The 21060-nt window shown below is 52.4% G+C and carries 19 protein-coding genes; 13 read left to right on the top strand and 6 right to left on the bottom strand.

Annotated elements, in window-relative coordinates; translation table 11 throughout:
* Nucleotides 1-53 precede the first annotated feature (53 nt).
* Nucleotides 54-455 (top strand): DUF3127 domain-containing protein, encoded by a 402-nt coding sequence (locus ACFSSA_RS13100; protein ID WP_386820946.1) that lies wholly within the window; start codon nt 54-56, stop codon nt 453-455.
* A 12-nt stretch (nt 456-467) separates the two neighbouring features.
* On the opposite strand, the gene ACFSSA_RS13105 is transcribed toward ACFSSA_RS13100, so the two are convergent.
* On the bottom strand, nt 468-1355 hold the full coding sequence (locus ACFSSA_RS13105) for a phosphatidylserine decarboxylase (RefSeq protein WP_386820947.1): 888 nt from the start codon (nt 1353-1355) through the stop codon (nt 468-470).
* Nucleotides 1356-1483: 128 nt separating this feature from the next.
* Here ACFSSA_RS13105 and ACFSSA_RS13110 point away from each other — a divergent pair, with 128 nt between their 5' ends.
* The 4 genes from ACFSSA_RS13110 to ACFSSA_RS13125 are packed head-to-tail and all read left to right on the top strand — an operon-like array spanning nt 1484 to nt 5957.
* Nucleotides 1484-2083: a hypothetical protein gene (locus ACFSSA_RS13110; protein WP_386820949.1), complete on the top strand. Its 600-nt coding sequence runs from the start codon at nt 1484-1486 to the stop codon at nt 2081-2083.
* Nucleotides 2084-2107: 24 nt separating this feature from the next.
* A complete protein-coding gene (locus tag ACFSSA_RS13115; RefSeq protein ID WP_386820951.1) occupies nt 2108-3334 on the top strand; it encodes a cytochrome c biogenesis ResB family protein in 1227 nt (408 codons plus the stop codon).
* Nucleotides 3324-5345, top strand: a complete 2022-nt coding sequence (locus tag ACFSSA_RS13120) for a cytochrome c biogenesis protein (RefSeq protein WP_386820952.1) — start codon at nt 3324-3326, stop codon at nt 5343-5345. The genes ACFSSA_RS13115 and ACFSSA_RS13120 overlap by 11 nt, the downstream gene beginning before the upstream one ends.
* A gap of 12 nt (nt 5346-5357) precedes the next feature.
* Nucleotides 5358-5957, top strand: coding sequence for an alpha-ketoglutarate-dependent dioxygenase AlkB family protein (locus ACFSSA_RS13125; protein WP_386820953.1), 600 nt, complete (start codon nt 5358-5360; stop codon nt 5955-5957).
* Here ACFSSA_RS13125 and ACFSSA_RS13130 read toward each other — a convergent pair.
* From ACFSSA_RS13130 to ACFSSA_RS13140, 3 genes are read right to left on the bottom strand one after another with little or no spacing between them, the layout of a single operon-like run.
* Nucleotides 5954-6796 (bottom strand): metallophosphoesterase family protein, encoded by an 843-nt coding sequence (locus ACFSSA_RS13130; RefSeq protein ID WP_386820954.1) that lies wholly within the window; start codon nt 6794-6796, stop codon nt 5954-5956. The two genes, ACFSSA_RS13125 and ACFSSA_RS13130, sit on opposite strands and share 4 nt — an antisense overlap.
* 12 nt (nt 6797-6808) lie before the next feature.
* A complete protein-coding gene (locus tag ACFSSA_RS13135) occupies nt 6809-7702 on the bottom strand; it encodes a diacylglycerol/lipid kinase family protein (protein WP_386820955.1) in 894 nt (297 codons plus the stop codon).
* Between the two features lie 8 nt (nt 7703-7710).
* Complete coding sequence (locus ACFSSA_RS13140; protein WP_386820956.1) at nt 7711-8253, bottom strand: lipocalin family protein; 543 nt, start codon at nt 8251-8253, stop codon at nt 7711-7713.
* A 40-nt stretch (nt 8254-8293) separates the two neighbouring features.
* Here ACFSSA_RS13140 and ACFSSA_RS13145 point away from each other — a divergent pair, with 40 nt between their 5' ends.
* The 4 genes from ACFSSA_RS13145 (at nt 8294) to ACFSSA_RS13160 (ending at nt 15374) form a co-directional block, all read left to right on the top strand.
* Nucleotides 8294-9865, top strand: a complete 1572-nt coding sequence (locus ACFSSA_RS13145) for a dihydrolipoyl dehydrogenase family protein (protein WP_386820957.1) — start codon at nt 8294-8296, stop codon at nt 9863-9865.
* A 62-nt stretch (nt 9866-9927) separates the two neighbouring features.
* On the top strand, nt 9928-10722 hold the full coding sequence (locus tag ACFSSA_RS13150; RefSeq protein WP_386820959.1) for an AraC family transcriptional regulator: 795 nt from the start codon (nt 9928-9930) through the stop codon (nt 10720-10722).
* Between the two features lie 78 nt (nt 10723-10800).
* The gene (locus ACFSSA_RS13155; protein WP_386820960.1) at nt 10801-13923 is read left to right on the top strand and encodes a DUF1553 domain-containing protein; all 3123 of its coding nucleotides are present in this window, start codon (nt 10801-10803) and stop codon (nt 13921-13923) included.
* On the top strand, nt 13920-15374 hold the full coding sequence (locus ACFSSA_RS13160) for a DUF1501 domain-containing protein (protein WP_386820961.1): 1455 nt from the start codon (nt 13920-13922) through the stop codon (nt 15372-15374). Before ACFSSA_RS13155 ends, ACFSSA_RS13160 begins: the two co-directional genes overlap by 4 nt.
* Before the next feature lie 95 nt (nt 15375-15469).
* On the opposite strand, the gene gmk is transcribed toward ACFSSA_RS13160, so the two are convergent.
* Nucleotides 15470-16072 carry a guanylate kinase gene (gene gmk, locus ACFSSA_RS13165; RefSeq protein ID WP_386820962.1) on the bottom strand — a complete coding sequence of 201 codons (603 nt, stop codon included), beginning with the start codon at nt 16070-16072 and terminating at the stop codon, nt 15470-15472.
* Nucleotides 16073-16583: 511 nt separating this feature from the next.
* Here gmk and ACFSSA_RS13170 point away from each other — a divergent pair.
* On the top strand, nt 16584-16751 hold the full coding sequence (locus ACFSSA_RS13170) for a hypothetical protein (protein ID WP_386820963.1): 168 nt from the start codon (nt 16584-16586) through the stop codon (nt 16749-16751).
* A gap of 274 nt (nt 16752-17025) precedes the next feature.
* Entirely contained in the window at nt 17026-17841 is an 816-nt protein-coding gene (locus tag ACFSSA_RS13175) for an LOG family protein (RefSeq protein ID WP_386820964.1), read from the top strand.
* A 60-nt stretch (nt 17842-17901) separates the two neighbouring features.
* Here ACFSSA_RS13175 and ACFSSA_RS13180 read toward each other — a convergent pair whose 3' ends face one another.
* The gene (locus tag ACFSSA_RS13180; protein WP_386820965.1) at nt 17902-18759 is read right to left on the bottom strand and encodes a uracil-DNA glycosylase; all 858 of its coding nucleotides are present in this window, start codon (nt 18757-18759) and stop codon (nt 17902-17904) included.
* Nucleotides 18760-18874: 115 nt separating this feature from the next.
* Between ACFSSA_RS13180 and xylA the strand changes: the two genes are divergently transcribed.
* Entirely contained in the window at nt 18875-20182 is a 1308-nt protein-coding gene (gene xylA / locus ACFSSA_RS13185; RefSeq protein WP_386820966.1) for a xylose isomerase, read from the top strand.
* 197 nt (nt 20183-20379) lie between these two features.
* A complete protein-coding gene (locus ACFSSA_RS13190) occupies nt 20380-21036 on the top strand; it encodes a helix-turn-helix transcriptional regulator (RefSeq protein WP_386820968.1) in 657 nt (218 codons plus the stop codon).
* Nucleotides 21037-21060: the final 24 nt, after the last annotated feature.

Consider the following 21060-nt stretch of genomic DNA (forward strand, 5'->3'; position numbering starts at 1 on the left):
GGAGATTTGCACGCGCGGTTTGACATCTTGATCCCTGTGGGAAGAATGTCGCCATGTATGAGGCAGTTGGAAAAATCAAATTGATCAATGACACACAGACTTTCCCGAGTGGCTTCTCGAAGCGGGAGTTTGTCATAACTACAGGTCATGACAAATACCCCCAGGATCTGAAGTTCGAGGTCGTAAAGGACAAATGCTCCATCCTTGATCGCTTCAAGCCGGATGAGCAGGTGCAGGTGAACTTCGATATCCGGGGGAACGAGTATAACGGCAAATATTATGTCAATCTCTCATGCTGGAAGATCGAATCCAAAGGCGCAGGCGGGTCGGCTGCAGGGGACGAATACTCACAGGAGGAGCCTTCCGGGCGTGGATTTTCTCAAGCCGCCGCAGAGCCTTCAGCTGCGGATCTCCGCAATGAAAATGATTTCGATGACGATGATATCCCGTTTTAACGGGCAGAAGTCTTACACTGGCTCCGCCATCGCGGAGCCGATGCGGGCATAGAGTTCCGTTTGTTTGGCGGAATTTTCCACCAGATCCGCCGCCAGCCGGACTTTCCCGGGCTCGAAGATGGTGATGGTGGAAGAGCCGCCGAAAGCAAAATAGCCTTTCTCGGCTCCCTTCCCCACCGCTTTTCCGGGAGTGAAGGTTTGTTTGATCGTGCCGACGCAGGTTGCACCGATTTCCATCACAAGGATCGTGCCCAGATTTTCCGTTTCGAGTCGGGTGATGGTCCGTTTGTTTGTCCACAGGTAGGATAAGCGTCGAGCGAGAGCGATGGGTGAAACGGAAAACAGAGGGCCGGGGATGAGCTCTGCGGAAGAAGGAGTGCCTGCCGCCGGAAAGTGGAAGCGGTGATAATCCACCGGACAAAGCCGGGAGAGAACCAACGCACCTCTGGCATATTTTTGTGCCAGTTCCGGGCTTCCCAAGAGGGCGGCGAGGTCGAAGGTCTGACCTTTTACAAAAAAGGAGCGAATTTCTGAAATGTCCTGGAACCCCAGGTGTCGGCCATCGGCTGGAAATACCACCGCCGCGTCATCCAGCGGCCTGGCTTCCGGCTTGAGCTTCCGGTAGAAAAATTCATTGAAGCTCTTGAACGTCTCCGGATTGTCCGCGAAATCCTCCGGATCGAGGCCGTATTGCTTGATGAATGGTTGGACGCGCTTTGCCGATTCCGGCGTGGACATCCGTGCCCCATACCATTTCGAAAAACCGTGACGTTTTACCAAGGCATGAAGGGATACTTTTCCCAAAGGGTTCCCATAAACCCAGCGGAGAAAGGACTCGCCGTAGACCTGTTCTGTTTCCGTTTTGCCACTATGACGGTTGAAATATTGGATGCTTTCCACGGTGGAATGAAAAGCTGTTGCGCCCTCAAAGTCAAAGGCTGAAGCTTGGTGAAATGATTCGTGCGGAGCTTGCGTAATTAGTCTGATTGAACTTGCGGGCAACTTCTTCCGCGCTTATCTCCCGAAAAATGAAAGGAATTCCTCTGATCGCTGCGCTCGCCTGCATTTTTGTCACTTCTTGTGAGAAGAAGGGCGAAATCATCAAGGTGGAGGAAACCCGTGGGATCACCAGCAAGGACAAGGCACCAAAATTGTTTGCCAGTAGTGATGAACGCTTTCGCGATGCGAAGCCGAGTCCGGTGCAGGGAAATCCTCCGGAGAATTGGTTGAAGCTCCCTCCCGCTCAGTTCCGGTTGCTGAATTATCGCTTTGGCGAGTCCGGCATGGGGGAAGTTTATGTATCGCTGGCATCCGGCGGAGTGGAGGAGAATGCAAACCGATGGTTGAAACAATTCGATGCACCGGCGCTATCCGCAGCGCAGTTTGCCGGGCTGGACAAGATCGATATCGGCGGCGTGAAGGGCGTCTGGATTATCGCGGAAGGGCAATACAATGCGGGGATGATGGGTGGCGAGCCAAAGCCCGGCTTCGCGCTGGCGGGGGTGATTGCTCAAATCGATGACCAGATTCTGACCTTGAAAATGATCGGGCCGAAGCAGGAAGTCGCAAAAGAGATCCCGGCTCTCAAGGCCTTCGCCGCGAGCTTGAAGACGACAACCGCCAATTAATCCCGACTCCTCCAAATATTTAAAATGGAACAAAAACAAACTACGACCGTCTCTCGGAAACAGAAATCTGTTTTCGGAAAGGTTTACGATTTTCTCTCCGGCTTCCCATTGGCGACCGTCACCCTTCTTTTGCTTTTGGTGCTTACCTGGCTAGCCACGCTTGAGCAAATCGATCACGGACTGTATCCCACACTGAATAAGTATTTCAGCTGGAAATCGCTGTTTTTTATCCCGGAAATCAACGGCAAGAAGCTTCCGGTCATTCTCCCGGGAGGATATTATGTCTCGGCCGTATTGCTGATCAATATGACGCTCGGAGGTATTATCCGGATCCGTAAAGGGCCGAAGCATTACGGCAATTTGATATCGCATTTCGGCATCGTATTCATGCTGCTGGGTGGCGGAGTGGCTCATCACTTTTCCGATCGCGGGAATATGGCTGTCGGCGAAGGAGAGACCAGTAACGCGGCAGAAGATTATTTCGAGTTTGTCGTGGAAGTCAGTGAGGTGAAAGACGGCAAACGTGAGCTTTTTCATGTCATTCGCGGGAACTATCTGACCGATCTGGTGGATGGGAAGACCCGCACCTTCGAGTTTGAGGGTATCCCGTTTTCCCTGGAAGTTTCCAATTATCTCAAAAATGCCCAGCCGGTGAACCAATTCGAACGCCCTCCGGCTCTCGGTGAATATGTTGCGGATAATTACTATCTCGCGGAAAAGCCTAGTGAAGTAAACGCGGAGACAAATTTTGCCGGCGCATATGCACGCGCTATTTTTCCCGATGGAAAAAAGACGGATCCCTTCATTGTGGCGGGAGCGAGCTTTTATCCCTTCACCATTCGCGCTGACGACCGGATCTTTACGATCGATATGCGTAAGCGGCTGTGGATTATGCCCTTTGAGGTGAAGCTTGATAAGTTCGATGCGACTTTCCATCCGGGCACTTCGCGGCCGGCAAAGTTCGTCAGCGATATCAGGCGTGTGGAGAACGGCCAGGAATCCAAAGTGAGAATCCAGATGAACGAGCCGATGCGATACGAAGGTTTTACCTTCTTCCAGGCGAGTTATGGCCCGCCGGGCGCTGGGTCGGGAGACCGGATGTATTCCGTTTTCGAGGTCGTGAAAAACCCTGCCGACAAATGGCCGGAATATAGTCTCTACGTTGTTGCCTTTGGCATGCTCGTCACCTTTTTAACCAAACTCGGCGGCCATCTTGGCGCTGCCTCCAGAAAGCGAAAAAATGAAGCGTAATCAATCAAGAATTGGCAGATGGATCGTTGCCGTGCTGGCGCTTGGCGCGTTGGGCGTAGTCTTCGCCAACCTGCTGATCGACAATATGCCGAAGGGGGAGGTGCAGAAGGTCAAAGGCTATTCCCCGTGGGAAACAGAGACGGTAGAGGTCATGGAATCCCTGCCACTGCAGGATGGAGGGCGGATCAAACCTTTTTCCACTTATGCAGGTTTCAAGATGCTCGGCCTACATGGTGCGAGGTCGATGAAGATCGAGGGCGAGAACGGGGAGATTTTCAAAATCAAACCCACGGAATGGCTCATGGATTCGTTGTTTCGCCCTGAGCTGGCGATCGATATGCCGACCTTTCGCGTGGATAACTCGAAGGTCCTTGAGGCGATTGATGTAAAAGTAAAGGGCCGCCGGGATCGGTATAGCTACAGTGAGATCGAGCCTGGCCGGGACAAGCTTATCGAGCTGGCAAAATCCTACGAACCGATCGAAAAGAACGATCGTGATCCGGTTCAGCAACAGACCATCGATCTAGCTTACAATTTCCGCAATTACGAGAGTCTGCTGGCCTATTTCGGCTTTGCACGCTCCGGCATCACGTTACATGGCTCCGGAGGAAAGGCTGGTGAAGATCGGCGTGCGGATTTCAGCGCGGTAATGACGACAGCACCCCAGCTGAGAAACGAGATTTCCCGCACGCAGCAAGAGGGTCGCAATATCGATGAGCGCCTGCAGTTACTGCTTCAGCAAGTCTTGGATGGTGCCAATTTTTCCAAATTCGGGCTTTTTATTCTCCCTCCAAAGAGCTCGACCGATGAGGACTGGCTGTCTGCCGGCAATGCGATCATGAGCGTGATGACGATGGAGTCCAAAGATCCGGAACTCGCCATCGACGATATAAAATCTCTTGAAACTGCGGTGCGTTCGGTTGCCTCCGGCGAAAAGGAATTCCGCAAGCATCTCAATGAGTTCAAGGACCGGGTGGAGAAGCGGGCGCAATCCCGTGGCGAGCTGAAACATATTGATACGGAGGTTTCGTATTTCAAGAAGGACTACTTCCTCAATGCGCTGATCTTCTTTCTCATCGGGGCGATTTGTGCCCTGGCAATGTGGGCTTTCGGACAAACAAAAGCAGGGAAAGCTTTCTCATGGGTTACTCTCGGTTTCTCCGCGATTGGCGCGGGATACTGTGTTACGGCGATCGTAATCCGTTGTATGATCATGCAGCGTCCACCGGTCGGGAATCTCTATGATACGGTGATTTTCATTGCTACCGCGGGTGTGATCTTCTCCTTACTTGTAGAATGGATGACGAGGAGGCGCTTCGCCTTGGGTCTTGCCCCTATTTTAGGCACCGCTTTGATCATTCTCGCCCGCCGCTATGAGGTGGGTGACGCCGGCGACCATATGGATCCTTTGGTGGCCGTGCTGGATTCCAATTTCTGGCTGGCGACCCATGTGATCACGATCTCACTTGGCTACTCGGCCGGGTTACTCGCAGCGATGCTGTCGTGTGGTTATGTGCTGGTGAGGGGATTGAATTTGGACGGAGAGAACAAGGATTTCAGGCGGGCGCTTACCAAGGCTGTTTATGGCTGCATCTGTCTGACGGTTTTCCTTTCACTGGTCGGAACGGTTCTTGGCGGTATTTGGGCCAACTACTCATGGGGTCGCTTCTGGGGCTGGGATCCCAAGGAAAACGGAGCGCTGATGATCGTTTTGTGGACGCTTGCGATTCTACACGCCCGTCTTGGTGGATTGATCAAGGATTGGGGGCTTCACCTTGCTTCATTGTTCACCGCCTGCGTTGTGGCGTTTTCCTGGTGGCACGTGAATTTCCTGGGAGTGGGATTGCACAATTACGGATTTACCGCAGGGAAGGGCACCATCTGGCTTTTTTATGCCACCATGCTGGTCTTCATCATTTTTGGAGCGATCGCGATGCTAGTGGAAAAGGCCCGGAAGGCCGGATCGGCATCGGCCGGTGATGCGGAGCAGGTAAAGGCATTGGAGGCATAATGATTGATTCCGATGGAGCTGTTTTTTCCGGATCCCACTGAAAACCTCCTCCCTTACGATGGGGAAGCCTATTATCATGGCGTGGTTTTCAGCCCGGTTGAAATTGAGCGTTGCATGGAGTATTTCCTGAATCGTGTTCCGTGGCGGAATGACGAAGTGGTGATGTTCGGAAAGCACCTTGTCACGGCGCGAAAAACGGCGTGGTTTTCCGATGATTTCACCTTCTATACCTATTCCGGAACGACGAAGACCGCACATCCTTTGAGCCCCGAATTACTATTCCTCAAAGAGAAGGCGGAGGTATTGACCGGTGGAAAATACAATTCCTGCCTCCTCAACCTTTATCATACGGGAGCCGAGGGAATGGGCTGGCACAGCGATAATGAAAGCTCGATTATTGCCGGCAGCTCGATTGCTTCCCTCAGCTTCGGAGCGCGGAGGAAATTTTCCTTCAAGCACAAGCGGAGCAAGGAAACTGTCAGTCTGTTTCTGGAGGATGGTGGTCTTTTGGACATGCGAGGAACCACCCAGGAAAACTGGGTGCATCAGCTGCCAAAAACGACCAGGATAGATCAACCGAGAGTGAACCTGACGTTCCGGCTCATGCGCTAGGCCGATGGTGACACACTCTTCCAAAGCCCGTTTTCCTTCTCAAATATGCGGCTCCTTTCTGGAAGGAAGCGCTCCAGGGACCATCGCCAGAGCTCGATCTCTATTCGGTTGTGATCCAGGGTGAGTAGGTGGAAGCCATTTGGTTCTCCCTTCAATCGGGTCGAGCAAATCGAGGGAGCTTGAGAGACGATCACCTGATGCCCTTGCTTTTCGGGATCCGCTTTTTCCTCCGGGAAAAGGCCGATACGGGATTGGTGGAAATGCCCGGTGAGAACTAGGTCGACATTCGCTGAAACCAGTGATTTTTTCACCAGTGGCATCGGAGAAACCAATGCCCGTTCCTTTGTTCCTGATCCGAGCAATGGATGATGAATCCCGAAGATTCGTAGCTGGTCCGCCGGCAATCCGGAGAAGAACTCGTTCATCGCATGAAGCTGGATCGGGCTAAGAAATCCGCGTGACCAATCGAGATGCAAACCGAATGGAGTGGAGGAATTTGCGGTGCAGATGGCGCCGACGGTGCCGAGCTTTGCTGTCGGTTCTTCGATTTCTGAAATATATTTCCGATATCGGCGGAAGGGTGAGAAAAAGCGATCGACAATATGATTGAGCCCCGGGACATCGTGATTTCCAGGACAGGAAAGCATCGGCTGCGGCAGGCGTGAAAGCCATTCCTTGGCCAGCACAAATTCGAATTTCCTTCCACGCATCGAAAAATCTCCGGAAACAAAAGTCATATCCGGCGCTATCTCCCGGGCGATTTCCACAGCCTCCCTTGATAGCTGGGGATTGAATGCGCCGAAATGTGGATCGGAAAAGTGAAGAAGGCGAAAAGACATTCGGGTGGAGTTTTATTGGGGAGAAAGAACGTTGAGGGCTTTAGGGTGAATTTTCAACTGGCAGGGCAGAGACATGCTGACGATCTCGCCATCGATCATCGCCGGGATCTTTCTTTTTCCGCGGACATTGATCGTAATTTCGTCGGTCTCGATCCGGGTCATCCCTTCTGTATCAAAAAGGTTCCCGGACAGGTATCCGAGCGCGGCGCTGAGCATCTCAAGCCGCGTGAGATGGGCTGAAACATAGGCGCTGAGTTCCCCGCTGGCCAGGCTGTCTCGATCTGGTATCAAACCGATGTTTTCGCGATAATGTCCGGGAGCAAAGGCGGCGAGACGGGTTTTTCGATGCACGGTTCCGCTCCGGCTGGTGAGTTTCAGATCCAGAGCTGGAGCTCGGACGGCGACGGTGGCGATTTCCCGGACGATACGGATCGACTTTGTCCACCAGGACCTACCATGAAAGCTGTCTCTGGCCTTGGCCAAGGTGGGATAGAAGCCGATGACGGTTGCGCAGAGACAAAATTCTCCGTTCACCGACATGAGGTCGATCGCCTTTACTTCAGCACTGATCAGCTGTTCCGCAGCTTTGAAGGGATCCAGGTCGATCTTCAGATCGCGGGCTTCCAGGTTGAAAGTGCCCAGCGGGAGAACACCCAATGCCTTCGTTTTGCCGTGCAGAATCGATGCCGCGCTGGTGATCGTTCCGTCACCGCCGCCTACAATCAGCGCATGTCCTGCTGACTCTGATTTTTCTTTCAGGGTTGCTTCCAGATCACCCGGCGCCACAACGCTGATATCCGCTTCGTGACCATGTTCGGAAAAGATCTGGCTCAACCGTTTCTGTTGGGCTGGATCCTTGAATATACCCGATCCCGATTCGCGGTTGATGACGATTTCATAGAGCATATGCGTAATTACTCGGTGATCCGGTGCGGATTGAAGAACAGCCCGCCGGTGTTGAAGCCTTGAGCTTCAGCGTGAGCGATATATGAGGTGAAATCCGGGGCTTTGTCGTCGGGGTCTTTGGAGAGCAACCAGAGGAATTTTTTATCCGGAGATGCAACTAAAGCGCGTGTGTAGGAATCGTTTACCTTCAGCACCCAATAGTCCCCGGCGAAGAGATTGGCAGGAAATTCATCGAAACGGACTTTCAGCTGCCCTGCTTTGCCTGAGCTGTTGGGACGCGCGGTTCCGCGGATCTTCGTCATAGTTCCGTCTGATTTCATGCCTTCATTCAGGACGCTGACAGAACCATCCGGGTTTATCCCGTAGGTGGCTTTTGCTGCGACGACATCTTTCTCAAACCGATTCGGAAGACGGGCGATCTCGTGCCATTCACCGGCGTAGCGAGTCTTATCAAAGCTACTGACAGTGGCGGGCGGGTTTTTCTGCGAAGCACAAGAGATCAAAAGTAGGGGAGGAACAGCAAGCAGGCAGATTTTTAAAAACAGTTTCATAGGAGTTGAGAGAAGAGATGAGGCTCTATTCGCATGGCTCATGCCAGACGACAGCTGTGGTGATTGCGTGGATTTTTACGGGAAAAACTCTCACCTCCTTGTGCGGAATGCATGTGGGGAAGTTTCCGGGGGTGCATTTTGCAATCATCGGGAGAAGATTGGAGCGGTTTTGTTCAACTGGCGGATGGCACCGGATCTGCGATGGTTGATTGCCATGAAAAGATTGAAGTATCAGGTAGTTGTGATCGGAGGAGGGAGCGGAGGCTATGCAGCAGCAGCGAAGCTGGGGGAATATGGGATAAAGACCGCAATCGTCGAAAAAGCGGAGAAACTAGGTGGCTTGTGTATTCTCCGCGGGTGCATGCCGAGCAAAGCAATCATCGAGTCTGCAAACCGGATGCGGGAAATCCGCTCTGCCGCGGAATTTGGAATTCATGTGAGCGGTCCCACCATCTCGATGAATGAGGTTCAGGACCGGAAAGAACGCCTTATTGGAAATTTCCAGGAATATCGCGAGGATCAGCTAAGGAACGGGAAGTTTGATCTCATACGTGGCCAGGCCACTTATCGGACAGGAACCGTGCTTCATGTGAAGGGTGACGAGGAGTTGGAACTGGAGTGCGATTATTCCATCGTGGCTACGGGCTCGGTGCCATCTGTCCCCGAAATCGACGGCTTGGAAAAAATCGATTACTGGCTAAGCAAGGATGCGTTGGACACAAGGGAATTACCGGAGCATCTCATTGTGATCGGAGGAGGTGCCATCGGATGCGAAATGGCCCATTGCTTTGAGGGGCTCGGGTCAAAGGTAACCATCGTTCAGAGAAGCGGATGCCTGCTGACGGATTTTGATGAAGACATTGGGGATACCATCACGGAAATCAGTAAGAAGAGGGGCATAGAGGTTTGTTGTAACTCAAAAGCGAAAAGCGTTCGGGAGGAAAACGGGGATGTGCTTCTTGAAATAGAACAGAACGGAGTCACTAAAGAAATCCGTGGAAGTCATCTTCTAATCGCCGCAGGGAGAAAACCTGCGACCGATGGCTTGTGCCTGGCAAATGCGAATGTGGAGACAGAGAAATCACGCGTGAAGACGAACTTCCACATGCAAACTTCCAATAATAGGATCTTTGCGATCGGGGATTCCAGCTCCGAGCTTCCGGTGGTTCATGAAGCAGTCATTCAAGGAGAAGCAGTCGCGAAGCAAATTGCGATCGAGACGGGAGTCATCGACGAAGAGATCAGCCGCAGCGGAATTTCCGACTTTGAGTTATTTGGTATTTTCACCCATCCCGAATGTGCTCGTGCGGGAATGCGGAAGAAAGAGATTGAGGATAAAAGCCTCGATACCCAGACAGCGATGTATTGCTTTTCCGATCATGGAAAGTCGGAAATCCTCAATGAAACGGATGGTTTCGTGAAGCTGATCGTGGAGAAAAACTCCGGGCGTATTCTATCCGCATCTGCTGTGGGACCGCATGTGATTGAGCTTATTCACGAGATACAGGTGGCGATACATGGCGGCATTTGTATAAAAGACTTCGCAGCCATTCCGCATTATCATCCCACTTTGGCGGAAATCTGGACATATCCGGCCGAAGAGCTTTCCTGATTGGATTCAGTGAGTGAGCCGTTCCAAAGTCCAATTGGTTGAAACCTCTGTCAGTGGATCAAATGAAGCCCGAACACATAAGCAGTAAATCAGTAGCTGATGGAGAAAAGCCAACGTATGGCCAGGCTTTCCAGGAAGCTTTTTTCGCGCTCCAGCCCTCGGTGCGGAGTTTGTTTTCACTCTTTGACCATCTGCCCAATATATTTTTCCACGCGAAAGATGTGGAGCACCGATATATCGGAGCAAATAACCAGGTCCTGAAGCATGTCTTCAACGGAAAAAAACTCGAAGATCTCCTCGGCCACACCGATTCCGAATTTCAGCCTCCAACGTTGGCGGACGCCTATCATGCGGAGGACAAACGCGTCATGGAATTTGGCGAGACAATCGCCAGCCAAATTTGGCTCGTGCCTCAAATCAACGGAATGCCGCGATGGTATGCCTCCACAAAATCTCCGCTTTTTGATCCTTCCGGGAATGTGATCGGGACGGTCGGTGCAATGTATCCGGTTTCGACCCCGAAGGAGAAATTGGCGTATTTTCGGGAGCTTCTTCCAGTGATCAACTATATCGAAGAACATTATACCGATCCTATCTCGATGGGTAAAATGGCCGAAATGGCAAAGCTTTCGATGACTCGCTTCAACGCAAGATTCCAGGAGATATTGAAGATGCCGCCAACTGAATACCAGCTCCGTCTGAGGATACAGGCAGCGCAAAAGCTTCTGGTAACCAGCGAGAAAGCGATATCCGAAATCGCGACAGAATGTGGATTTTCAGACCAAAGCCATCTTGGGAAACGCTTTAAAAAGGTCACAGGAATCACTCCGCGAGAATATCGCGCTCAATTCCGCTAGGCGGTCAAATCATACCAAAAACATCCGAATGTGATCTAGTGCGCATTCTTCATCGGTGCTATTCTCAACAACAATCCGATGATGAAAAACTCCATTTTCCATATACTTTCCCTCTCCGCTGCGGCGCTTTCGGCGCAAGCTGGCGCAAAGGAAATTTCTTTCAATCGTGATATCCGGCCCATCCTTTCGGATCGCTGTTTCAAATGCCACGGACCGGATGCCGAGAATCAGAAATCTGATTTCCGGCTGGATACCCGTGAGCATGCGATCGAAGACCTGGGCGGCTATTTCGGGATCGTCCCGGGCGATCTGGAGAACAGTGAGGTCCACCATCTGATCCGCTCCGAGCATGACGATGAAATCATGCCTCCCGCTGATTCCAATCTCAGGCTCAGCGATGCTGAGAAGGACATTATCGATGAATGGATCAAGCAGGGGGCACAGTTTGACAAACATTGGTCACTCAAGGAGCTTCCTGCGGAAATTCCTGTTCCTGCGGCGGAATCGGATTGGGCACGCAATGAGATCGACCGATTTATAGAGGCTGGCTTCAAGGAGAACAAGGTGACGCCCGCGCCGGAATCGCCCCGCGAGAAGTGGCTTCGCCGTGTGTATTTCGATCTGACCGGTCTGCCGCCATCGCCCGAAGATATCGCCGGATTCCTCTCCGATGACTCGCCGGATGCCTACGAAAAAGTTACAGACCGTTTGCTGAATAGTTCCGCGTATGCGGAGCGGATGACCAGCGAGTGGCTTGATGTGGCCCGTTACTCGGATTCCTACGGTTATCAGCGCGATCGCGAAAGATTCGTCTGGCCGTGGCGGGATTGGGTTATCGATTCGTTTCAGAAGAATATGCCCTATGACGAGTTTATCACTTTGCAACTCGCCGGGGATCTTCTTCCAGATGCTTCACCGGAGACCATCCTTCCCACCGCATTCAACCGTTTGCATGGCCATGAGATGGAAGGTGGCATCGTGCTTGAGGAATACCGGATGGAATACATCGCGGATCGCATAAATACCTTCAGCTATGCCTTTCTTGGTCTGACCATGGAGTGCTGCCGTTGCCATGATCATAAATACGATCCTCTGCCTACCAAGGATTACTACTCCCTGGGCTCGTTTTTTGCCAATATTGACGAGACAGGACTCATCTCTTACTTCAGTGATGCTTCTCCAAGCCCGAGCATGCCGATTTCTACGCCGGAAATTGATGCTCAAATCGCTGCGGGCGAGGAGAGAGTCACCGAGCTTGAGACACAGCTGCTCAACATGCGTGAGTCCTCTGAAACGGCTGCTGCGTTTGCCGAATGGTCGGCGAAGGGTGAGTTCGGCGAATCTCCCGGTCTGATCGCAAAGCTCTCATTTGATGAGCTAAAGGATAATCACCTCGTCAACGATGTGGCGCCAGATGCTCCGGTGAAAACCCCGTCGGCAAATGTTCTGGTGCCGGGAGTCAATGGAAACGCGATCCGCTTCACTGGCGATGACATGACCGAGATCAAGGATGTGGGACATTTCACCCGAGCGCATCCTTTCTCCGGATCCGCCTGGGTGAAGCCAAAGCAGATTTCCGCACGTGAGAATCTATTCGGCCGGACCGGTGGTGCGGATGATGCTGCCAGCATAGGCTATGAGTTCCTTCTCTTGGACGGAAAGCCCACCGCCTCAGTGATTCATTTCTGGCCTGGCAACGGTATGCGCGTGCAAGCAAAGCAAGCTATCAAAGCCGGAGAGTGGCAACATCTGACGGTGACCTACGATGGGTCTAGTAAAGCTTCCGGATTGAAAATTTTTCTCAACGGTGAGCCAATGGAACTAGAGGTTTTGAAAGACAATCTTGCCGGCCAAACCCATATCTGGACCGGCAAACGCCAGGGCATCGCCCTTGGGGAACGATTCCGGGATCGTGGATTCATCAATGGCGAAATGGATGATTTCCACTTTTACGAAAGGACGATTAGTCCGCTGGAAGCACGGGCCTTGTATCTTCAGCAAGAGTTGGCGGAAGTCGCAAAGGTCGATGAATCCGCTGGTTTCGATTACTTCTTCTCCGCGATCTACACGCCTGCGGTAAAACTCCGGAAGCAATTGTATGAAGCGCGCAATCATGTAAACGAGATTGCAGACGCCCGCCCTGCGGTGACCGTCATGAGAGAGCTCCCGGAGCCAAAGCCCGCATTCATTCTTGAGCGGGGAGTGTATGATAATCATGGCGAACCGGTAACGGCGAACACTCCGTCCGCTCTCCCACCATTTCCGAAGGACCAACCCCAGAATCGACTGGGTCTCGCAAATTGGCTCCTGGATCCTGCGCATCCTCTGACGGCAAGAGTGACGGTAAACCGCTACTGGCAGATGATCTTCGGCAACGGGATCGTCAAAACCTCCGAGGACTTCGGTAGCCAGGGCAGTCTCCCGACACATCCCGAATTGTTGGACTGGCTTGCCCGTGATTTTATATCCCACGGATGGGATGTGCACCACCTGCTCCGCCAGATGGTTCTATCATCCACCTATCGCCAGAGCACTCTGGTCGACGAGGAGACCCGGGAGCGCGATCCGGAGAACGAATTTTTCTGCCGGAGCAATGCGCAACGCCTCACCGGAGAAATGATTCGTGACAATGCCCTGGCTGTAAGCGGCCTGCTGGTCGATAAAGTGGGTGGACCTCCGGTAAAACCTTACGAGCTCGCGGTCTCATTTGATCCCCAGAAACCGGATAAGGGTGACGGGCTATATCGCCGTAGTCTCTATACGCTATGGAAGCGTAATGCGCCGGCACCGATCCTTGTGACATTCGATGCACCTAAGAGGGATGTCTGCAGCCTCAAACGTGCGGCGACGGTTTCACCCTTGCAAAGCCTGGTAACTCTCAACGGGCCGCAGTTCGTGGAAGCCTCCAGAGTCCTGGCAGCGCAGCTTCTCAAACATCACGGTAAAGATCGGGAGGCCCTGATCAGTGATGCCTTTGTTATCCTGACCAGCCGCAAGCCTATCGATCAGGAGGTTAAAATCCTCAACCGGCTCTATGACGAGCAGCTCGAGGAGTTTTCGGCAAATCCGAAGAGCACGGAAGGTTTGCTCACGACAGGAGAGGCACCGGTTTCACCGGAACTTTCACAGCCCGATCTCGCTGCTGCCACGGTAGTGATCAACACCCTTATCAACTTCGACGAATCCCTATACCAACGATGAAAAATCCACTTTGCACCGGCTTCGAAAATCCTATCGGACAAAGCCGTAGAAACTTCCTGAAATCCTTTGGAATGGGGCTGGGAGGCTTGGCTCTCGCAGACATGATCCAGCCAGCTCTTGGAGCCAATGCTCCCGCTATGCCGGGGATGAGAATGTTTCCCGAGTTCGCCCCTAAAGCGAAACGTGTCATTTATCTCTTCCAATCTGGAGGGCCATCACAGATGGACCTCTTCGATCACAAGCCCCGCCTGAATAAAGAACACGGGCAAGAGCTACCGGAATCCGTCCGGAAGGGGCAGCGCCTAACCGGAATGTCCACAAACCAGGCAAGCTTTCCGTTGGCGGGCTCTCCTTTCGAGTTTTCCCAACACGGAGAAAGCGGAGCTACATTCAGCGAGCTCCTGCCACATACGGCGAGCGTGGCGGACGAGCTTTGTATCATCAAAACAATGTATACCGAGGCAATCAATCACGGCCCCGGTGTTACCATGATGCAAACCGGTTCCCAATTTCCGGGGCGGCCGACCTTTGGCTCATGGGGTTCCTATGGGTTGGGCTCAATCAACGAGAATCTGCCCGCCTATGTGGTTTTGGTAACCAAGGAGGGTGGTGGCCAGCCGATCACCTCCCGTTACTGGGGAAGTGGATTCTTACCGGGAAAACATGATGGCGTGCTCTTCACACCTAGTAAGGATGCCGTGCTATACCTGAATAGTCCTGAAGGAGTTAGCCGGGAAGGACGGGGAAAAGTGATTAAAGCTCTTGAGGAGCTGCACGAGCTGCAGCTTGCGCAATCCGCGGATCCGGTGCTCGAAAACCAGATCGCCCAATATGAAATGGCCTACCGCATGCAGAGCTCCGTCCCTGATGTGACGGATATGAGTGATGAGCCGAAATCTGTTCTCAAGATGTATGGAGATGACGTGAAAATCCCCGGGACCTACGCCTACAACTGCTTGATGGCACGGCGTCTTGCCGAAAAGGATGTGCGCTTTATTCAGCTTTTCCATCGTGACTGGGACGCACATGCCGGCCTGCCTGGAGCGATCAAAACCCAGTGTAAACTCACCGATCAAGCTTCGGCCGCACTAATCAAGGACCTCAAGCAGCGCGGGATGTTGGAAGACACCCTGGTTGTCTGGGGGGGAGAATTTGGCCGCACCAACTACTGCCAGGGCAAAATGACGGAAAATAGTTTTGGTCGGGATCACCATCCGCGCTGCTTCACGATGTGGATGGCGGGCGGTGGCACCAAGCCCGGTTATACCCACGGTATTACCGACGAGTATTGCTACAATATCGAGAAGGATCCCGTTCATGTTCACGATTTCCATGCGACCCTGATGCACCTTCTCGGAATCAATCACGAGCATCTCACCTATAAGTATCAGGGACGGCATTTCCGTCTCACAGATGTTCACGGAAAGGTGATCAAAGAGATTCTCTCATAGCGGCGCCTTCGGAATTCGACTTCCGGGAAACCTCGCATTTAAAAAAATCCTCCGGCATATCCGTCGGAGGATTTTTGTATTTGGATGAATCACGCTCAGAGGTTTATCTGGCGATTTACCCGGAGCCTCTCGGCAAAGACCAGGGCCTTGAAGCGTGTGTAGTCCTCTTCCTGGCTACGCGAGAGTAACCGGTAGGTGTAGAGCGGCCAGTGGCTGATTTCCTCGAGAGCATTTTTCATGCGCAGAGAGATGACTTCTTCACTGTCAGTGCCGCGCCCGGAAAGGCGGGTGAGAAGCTCCGATTCATCCTCCGGCATCACGAAGAGATCAACAGCCGCCTGCCGGATCTCTGGATCCTCACAAGCGCGAACCTGGGCGGCCCCCTGGACATCCAGATCCATCACCACATCCGTGCCTCGTTCCAATAGACCGGTGACCTCTGACTTCAAGGTGCCATACAGATTTCCGTGGACTTCCGCACTTTCAAGAAAATCACCGGCCGTCCGCTTCTCGACAAACTGTGCCTGGGTGAGAAAGTGATAATCTCTCCCGTCGACTTCTCCCGGACGAGGTGCGCGGGTGGTGCAGGATATGGAGTAACGAGCCTCTTGCTCATCCGCTAGACGGCGGCAGAGCGTGGTTTTCCCTGATCCAGAAGGTCCAGAGACCACTAATAAAATTCCAGTCCGTTTCGACATGGCTCGGAGGCTGCACTGAAAATCCCGATTTCAAAATCCAAAATTCCAAAAACGAATGCTTCTGCGGGACAGCGATTATCCTGTGTGGATTCTGGAGTCTGGAGGGATGAAAAATGCAAGAACGCCGTGCATACTGGGGAACCTAGTTGGGGAAAAACGATGTTTTCCTACCCCCAGGGGAATCAACGAAGGGGACTCAGCTGACGTTTGGTAGAAGAGTTTGATGGCTGGCAGCTTCACCCGCCCGCAAGTCAAAGAAGCGAACGTGGATCAAATTTTCGGAAACGATTCCACTCTACCAGGCCGGCGGTGATCCCCGAAAACCAAGCATTTCCCGAGCTGATCCGAGTGAAGCGAACATCGCTGGAACCCCTGTGAATGAAAAATAAATTTTTCTAAGATAAATGATTTGGAATGCTTCGCTCTATATTTGTAAGCAGGGAAAATCCGAGGGACCCGATCATGTGGCTCAGGAACTGCGATAAACTTTCCGAACCTAAAAACACATCTTATGAAAATTGTCCACAAAACCAAAAACGGCGAAACCCGCGAGGCTCTTCTTAAAGAATATTTCATCAATGCATCTTTGATCGCGCTCCTTAAAAGAGTCGGTGAAGAGGCTGCGAAGGCAGCTCCCGCCCGCGTCAAAACGGCTGCATTGGCTAGGGTAAAACAGTGATACTTTCAAGTGCTGGCTATTGTTGAGGTTGAGTCGCGATTTGACGCGAGTTTTCAGACTGCCGAATAGAGGATTCCCAGAGTTTCCCAGGTGGTTTTGGGAGCCGGAAAGCTCCCGTCTGGTCACGAATTACCTTAAAGCCATCCAACTTTGCAAAAACGGGCAATCGCCCGTTTTTTTGTGTTTATTTTGCGGGAAGAAAGGCCGGAGAATTTTTACCGGCGCCCGGCAGAAGTTCTTTTTAAAGCAATCCCATACGTGTTTGATACCAACAATGAGTTTGAAAAAAAATTGCCCCGATTGTCCTGAGGTAACCAAAGAGCATAATATCACGGAGGACGAGATCCGGCAGCAGGAGATATTCGAGTTGGAGACAGAGGAGCGCTCCTGGCTGGCGGGACCGCGATCCCGTATCATCGATTTGCTTTCGCTTTTCCGGGTATGCCTGGATTTAATACGGGCTTACCGCATTCTTCATTTTGTAGGTCCGTGTGTGACCATATTCGGTTCTGCCCGCACCCGTCCGGGGACGCGCTGGTATGAACTGGCGCGTGAGATGGGGGAGGCGTGTGCAGAGCTAGGTTTTACCGTCCTGACCGGCGGTGGACCCGGAATCATGCAGGCTGGAAACCAGGGCGCTTACGAAGCCGGTGGCCGCTCCATCGGAGTAAACATCATTTTGCCCTTCGAGCAGGATGTTAACCCATACGTTCACAAGTCCGTGGACATGCGCTACTTCTTCACACGGAAAACCATGCTAGTGAAGTATTCCTACGCATTCATCGTGATGCCTGGCGGTGCGGGGACTTTGGATGAGATGTTCGAGACCATGACTCTAATCCAAACCGGCAAGCTCAAGAATTTCCCGATTATCCTCATGGGGAAGGATTTCTGGCAGCCGCTCATGGATTTTGTCTATAAGATGGCAGAGGAGGGAACCATTAGCCCGCAGGATCCCGATCTTATTTTCTTCACGGATAGCGTGGAGGAAGCAAAAGCGCATTTACAGCGTCATGCGGTCCGGCAATTCGGCCTCCGTAGGAAGAAAATGCCCCGGCCCATGCAGGTATTGGGCGAGGAGGGTGTGTGATCCGCGCCGCGAATGGCAGACGGATGGCAGGATGGGCAGGACGATCAGACTGAGCATTGCCTAAGCTTTCGGTTTGAAAAAGGATCTCTGTTTTTCGGAAATCGGCATTTCCAGTTTTTCCATCGCGGCGAGCATGTCTTCCCAGAGCGAGCGCTTGATTTGGTTCGATGCACCGCTTTGGAGCAGATAGCTTGGGTGGTAGGTTACACGCGTGGGCACCCCGGAGACTTCATGCCATTTGCCTCTCATGGATCCCACAGAGCCTTGTAGTCCGATCAGGCCCTCGGCGGCTGTCCCGCCAAGCGCTATGATGATTTCCGGCTTCACCACCGATATTTCCGCCATCACCAATGGTAGGCAGGCAGCCATTTCCTCGGGGGTTGGCTTGCGATTATTGGTCGTTTGCCGAGGCATTGACGGGCGGAATTTGACCAGATTTGAAATGTAGACATCCTCCCGTTTGATACCCATTGCTTTCAGGATATCGTTGAGCTTCTTACCCGCGGGGCCGACGAAGGGCTCGGTTTCTTTCTCCTCGTTGTAGCCGGGGGCCTCGCCCACAAGCATAATCCTTGCATCGGGATTTCCCGTAGCAAAAACCATCGTCTCACGGAGCGACCCCAATGCGCGGGCGGGAGCCCACCGTTCCGCCTGCTGCCGCAGATTTGAAAGCTGCTCGATTTTGCTGCCAGGGATGATGATGGCGCTGGCGGGTGCACTTGGTGGCACAACCTCAGGCGACGCTGCCGGAGTCATGGATCCATTCGTTTTCGCTGAGGGCGCGACACGCTCTGCTTTAACAGGATGCCGGGATTTTTTATAAAGCTCCCGCAAACATTCCCTGGCTTCTTCATCCAAAAACACATGACTCCGTCCCCGGGCCTGTTCGGCTTCCAAAAAATCGATTACTGAATCCACTGGGCGGCTCACGGAAGTCTTTCTAGTAGGGATTTTTCGCTGAATCAACCTCGCGTCCCTTAAATCGACAATTTTCAATCTTGCCGCCCTCATTTTCACCAAATAAACCCTACCCATGTCGTATTTTCCCGATATCCCAAAAATTGAATACGAAGGCCCGAAGTCCAAAAATCCTTTCGCCTTCAAGCAGTATAACCCGGATGAGCTCGTAGCTGGTAAATCCATGCGGGATCACTGCCGTTTTGCAGCCGCATACTGGCATGTGATGCGCAATGGGCTCTCAGACCCATTCGGTGGTCCTACTGCATTGATGCCGTGGGATGATCAATCGGACTCCTTGGATAACGCCCTCAAACGTGCGGACGTTTTTTTTGAATTCCTCAACAAAACAGGTATCGATTACTATTGCTGGCACGATCGCGACATCGCGCCAGAGCTGAATGATCTCTCCAAGTCCAATGCAGCATTGGAAAAGGTGACAGATCATCTTCTCGACCTTCAGAAGGAACATGGCAAAAAGCTCCTCTGGGGCACCGCTTGCCTTTTTTCTCACCCACGCTATGCGCAAGGTGCCGGCACTTCTCCGAGCGCGGATGTCTTCGCCTATGGTGCAGCACAGGTGAAAGCAGCGATGGATAATACATTGAAACTAGGTGGAGAGGGTTACACCTTCTGGGGTGGCCGCGAAGGCTATGCAACCTTGCTCAACACCAATATGAAGCTTGAGTTGGACAACCTCGCCAACCTCTTGCACCTCGCTGTGGATTACGGCAAAAAAATCGGTTTCAAAGGACAATTCTACATCGAGCCGAAGCCGCGTGAACCTTCCACCCATCAATACGATTCCGATTCAGCGGCGTGTCTCAATTTCCTGCGGCAGTATGATCTCATGGATCATTTCAAACTGAATCTGGAGACCAATCACGCGACTCTCGCCGGGCACACCATGCTTCATGAAATGACCGTTGCGATTGACGCCAATGCTCTGGGATCAGTCGATGCAAACCAAGGGGATGAACTCATTGGCTGGGATACCGATCAATTCCCGACTGATATTTATCTGACCACTGAGATCATGCTGAAAATCCTGGAAATGGGAGGTCTTACCACCGGTGGTCTCAATTTCGATGCGAAACGCCGCCGCGAGTCCCACGATCCATCCGATCTCTTCCACGCCCATATCGGTGGCATGGACGCCTTTGCAAGGGGGCTTAAAATTGCGGCTGCAATCCGCGAGGACGGCCGCTTGAAGGACTTTGTCGATAACCGCTATAAGAGCTGGAACTCCGGCATCGGTGAAAAAATCGGCAAGCGCTCGATCTCTCTTGAAGAGGTAAGCAATTACGCGCTTTCAAATGGAGAGCCGACTCTTGAGTCCGGCCGCCAGGAGATGCTGGAAAATCTGGTGAACGAGTTCATCTAGCAGCCCTTCCAGGAAATTCCATGAAAGGGCGGCCGGAAACGGTCGCCCTTTTTTCATCTTTGAAAAGCTCGGTATGACGATTTTTGCATAAGATATGAAAATTGTTAGATTTTCTGAGATTCGTCCTCTAGACAACGTAAAAAACTGCGCCTAAGTTGGCAGACCGTCACACGAGTTGCGGCGAATAGAAAAACTCTATGTTCACACCTGTATTTAACGATCTGCTCAAGCGGCAATGGCTCGCAACACTTTCGGAACTGAAAATTTGCGGAGGGCTTGCAGTCAGCGAGTTGTCCCGCCGTCTTGGCACGAGCTATATGACGGTAAAACAGCATTGCGAAGACCTGACTAAGCTGGGCTACCTGCAGCGTTCCCGGGTGCCAAGGACGGAAATCGGTAGGCCGGAGATTTTTTATCGTTTGTCAGAAAAGGCGGATGCCCTTTTCCCTTCGATTCCTGTGGAGTTCACCGTGGATCTTCTGGAGCAGGTCAGACAAATGTTTGGCGATTCAGCGCCGGATAAATTGCTTTTCCAACATTTTCAAACCCAGGAAGAACAGTGGCTCGCGCGGTTGAGCAAAGAGAGTGGACGCGGCGCAAAGTCCAAGGCTCTTGCCAAGCTGCGCGAAAAGGAAGGACTCTTCATGCGGTGCATGATTGATGACGAGGCGGGAACGATCACATTGAGGGAGTTTCACCATCCGCTTCGCCATATTTTCCAGCAGTTTCCGAGAGCGATTGCGATGGAGCAACGTGCTTTGGAATCCGTCCTGGGAACTCGAATCAATCGTGTGGTTGCCGAAGGCGCCGGCGGTGTCCCGACCCATGTCGATTTTGTCCTACCTTTGAATTGATAGGATTTTTTCTCTCATTTGAGA

It is taken from the genome of Luteolibacter algae, assembly GCF_042683045.1.
Classification (GTDB): Bacteria; Verrucomicrobiota; Verrucomicrobiia; order Verrucomicrobiales; family Akkermansiaceae; genus Luteolibacter; species Luteolibacter algae.

Bases quoted from the DNA above. Each gene is read 5' to 3' on its own strand.
- ACFSSA_RS13100 (WP_386820946.1), top strand. From the start codon at position 54: ATGTATGAGGCAGTTGGAAAAATCAAATTGATCAATGACACACAGACT.
- ACFSSA_RS13110 (WP_386820949.1), top strand. From the start codon at position 1,484: ATGAAAGGAATTCCTCTGATCGCTGCGCTCGCCTGCATTTTTGTCACT.
- ACFSSA_RS13115 (WP_386820951.1), top strand. From the start codon at position 2,108: ATGGAACAAAAACAAACTACGACCGTCTCTCGGAAACAGAAATCTGTT.
- ACFSSA_RS13120 (WP_386820952.1), top strand. From the start codon at position 3,324: ATGAAGCGTAATCAATCAAGAATTGGCAGATGGATCGTTGCCGTGCTG.
- ACFSSA_RS13125 (WP_386820953.1), top strand. From the start codon at position 5,358: ATGGAGCTGTTTTTTCCGGATCCCACTGAAAACCTCCTCCCTTACGAT.
- ACFSSA_RS13130 (WP_386820954.1), bottom strand. From the start codon at position 6,796: ATGTCTTTTCGCCTTCTTCACTTTTCCGATCCACATTTCGGCGCATTC.
- ACFSSA_RS13135 (WP_386820955.1), bottom strand. From the start codon at position 7,702: ATGCTCTATGAAATCGTCATCAACCGCGAATCGGGATCGGGTATATTC.
- ACFSSA_RS13140 (WP_386820956.1), bottom strand. From the start codon at position 8,253: ATGAAACTGTTTTTAAAAATCTGCCTGCTTGCTGTTCCTCCCCTACTT.
- ACFSSA_RS13145 (WP_386820957.1), top strand. From the start codon at position 8,294: ATGCCAGACGACAGCTGTGGTGATTGCGTGGATTTTTACGGGAAAAAC.
- ACFSSA_RS13150 (WP_386820959.1), top strand. From the start codon at position 9,928: ATGAAGCCCGAACACATAAGCAGTAAATCAGTAGCTGATGGAGAAAAG.
- ACFSSA_RS13155 (WP_386820960.1), top strand. From the start codon at position 10,801: ATGATGAAAAACTCCATTTTCCATATACTTTCCCTCTCCGCTGCGGCG.
- ACFSSA_RS13160 (WP_386820961.1), top strand. From the start codon at position 13,920: ATGAAAAATCCACTTTGCACCGGCTTCGAAAATCCTATCGGACAAAGC.
- gmk (WP_386820962.1), bottom strand. From the start codon at position 16,072: ATGTCGAAACGGACTGGAATTTTATTAGTGGTCTCTGGACCTTCTGGA.
- ACFSSA_RS13170 (WP_386820963.1), top strand. From the start codon at position 16,584: ATGAAAATTGTCCACAAAACCAAAAACGGCGAAACCCGCGAGGCTCTT.
- ACFSSA_RS13175 (WP_386820964.1), top strand. From the start codon at position 17,026: ATGAGTTTGAAAAAAAATTGCCCCGATTGTCCTGAGGTAACCAAAGAG.
- xylA (WP_386820966.1), top strand. From the start codon at position 18,875: ATGTCGTATTTTCCCGATATCCCAAAAATTGAATACGAAGGCCCGAAG.
- ACFSSA_RS13190 (WP_386820968.1), top strand. From the start codon at position 20,380: ATGTTCACACCTGTATTTAACGATCTGCTCAAGCGGCAATGGCTCGCA.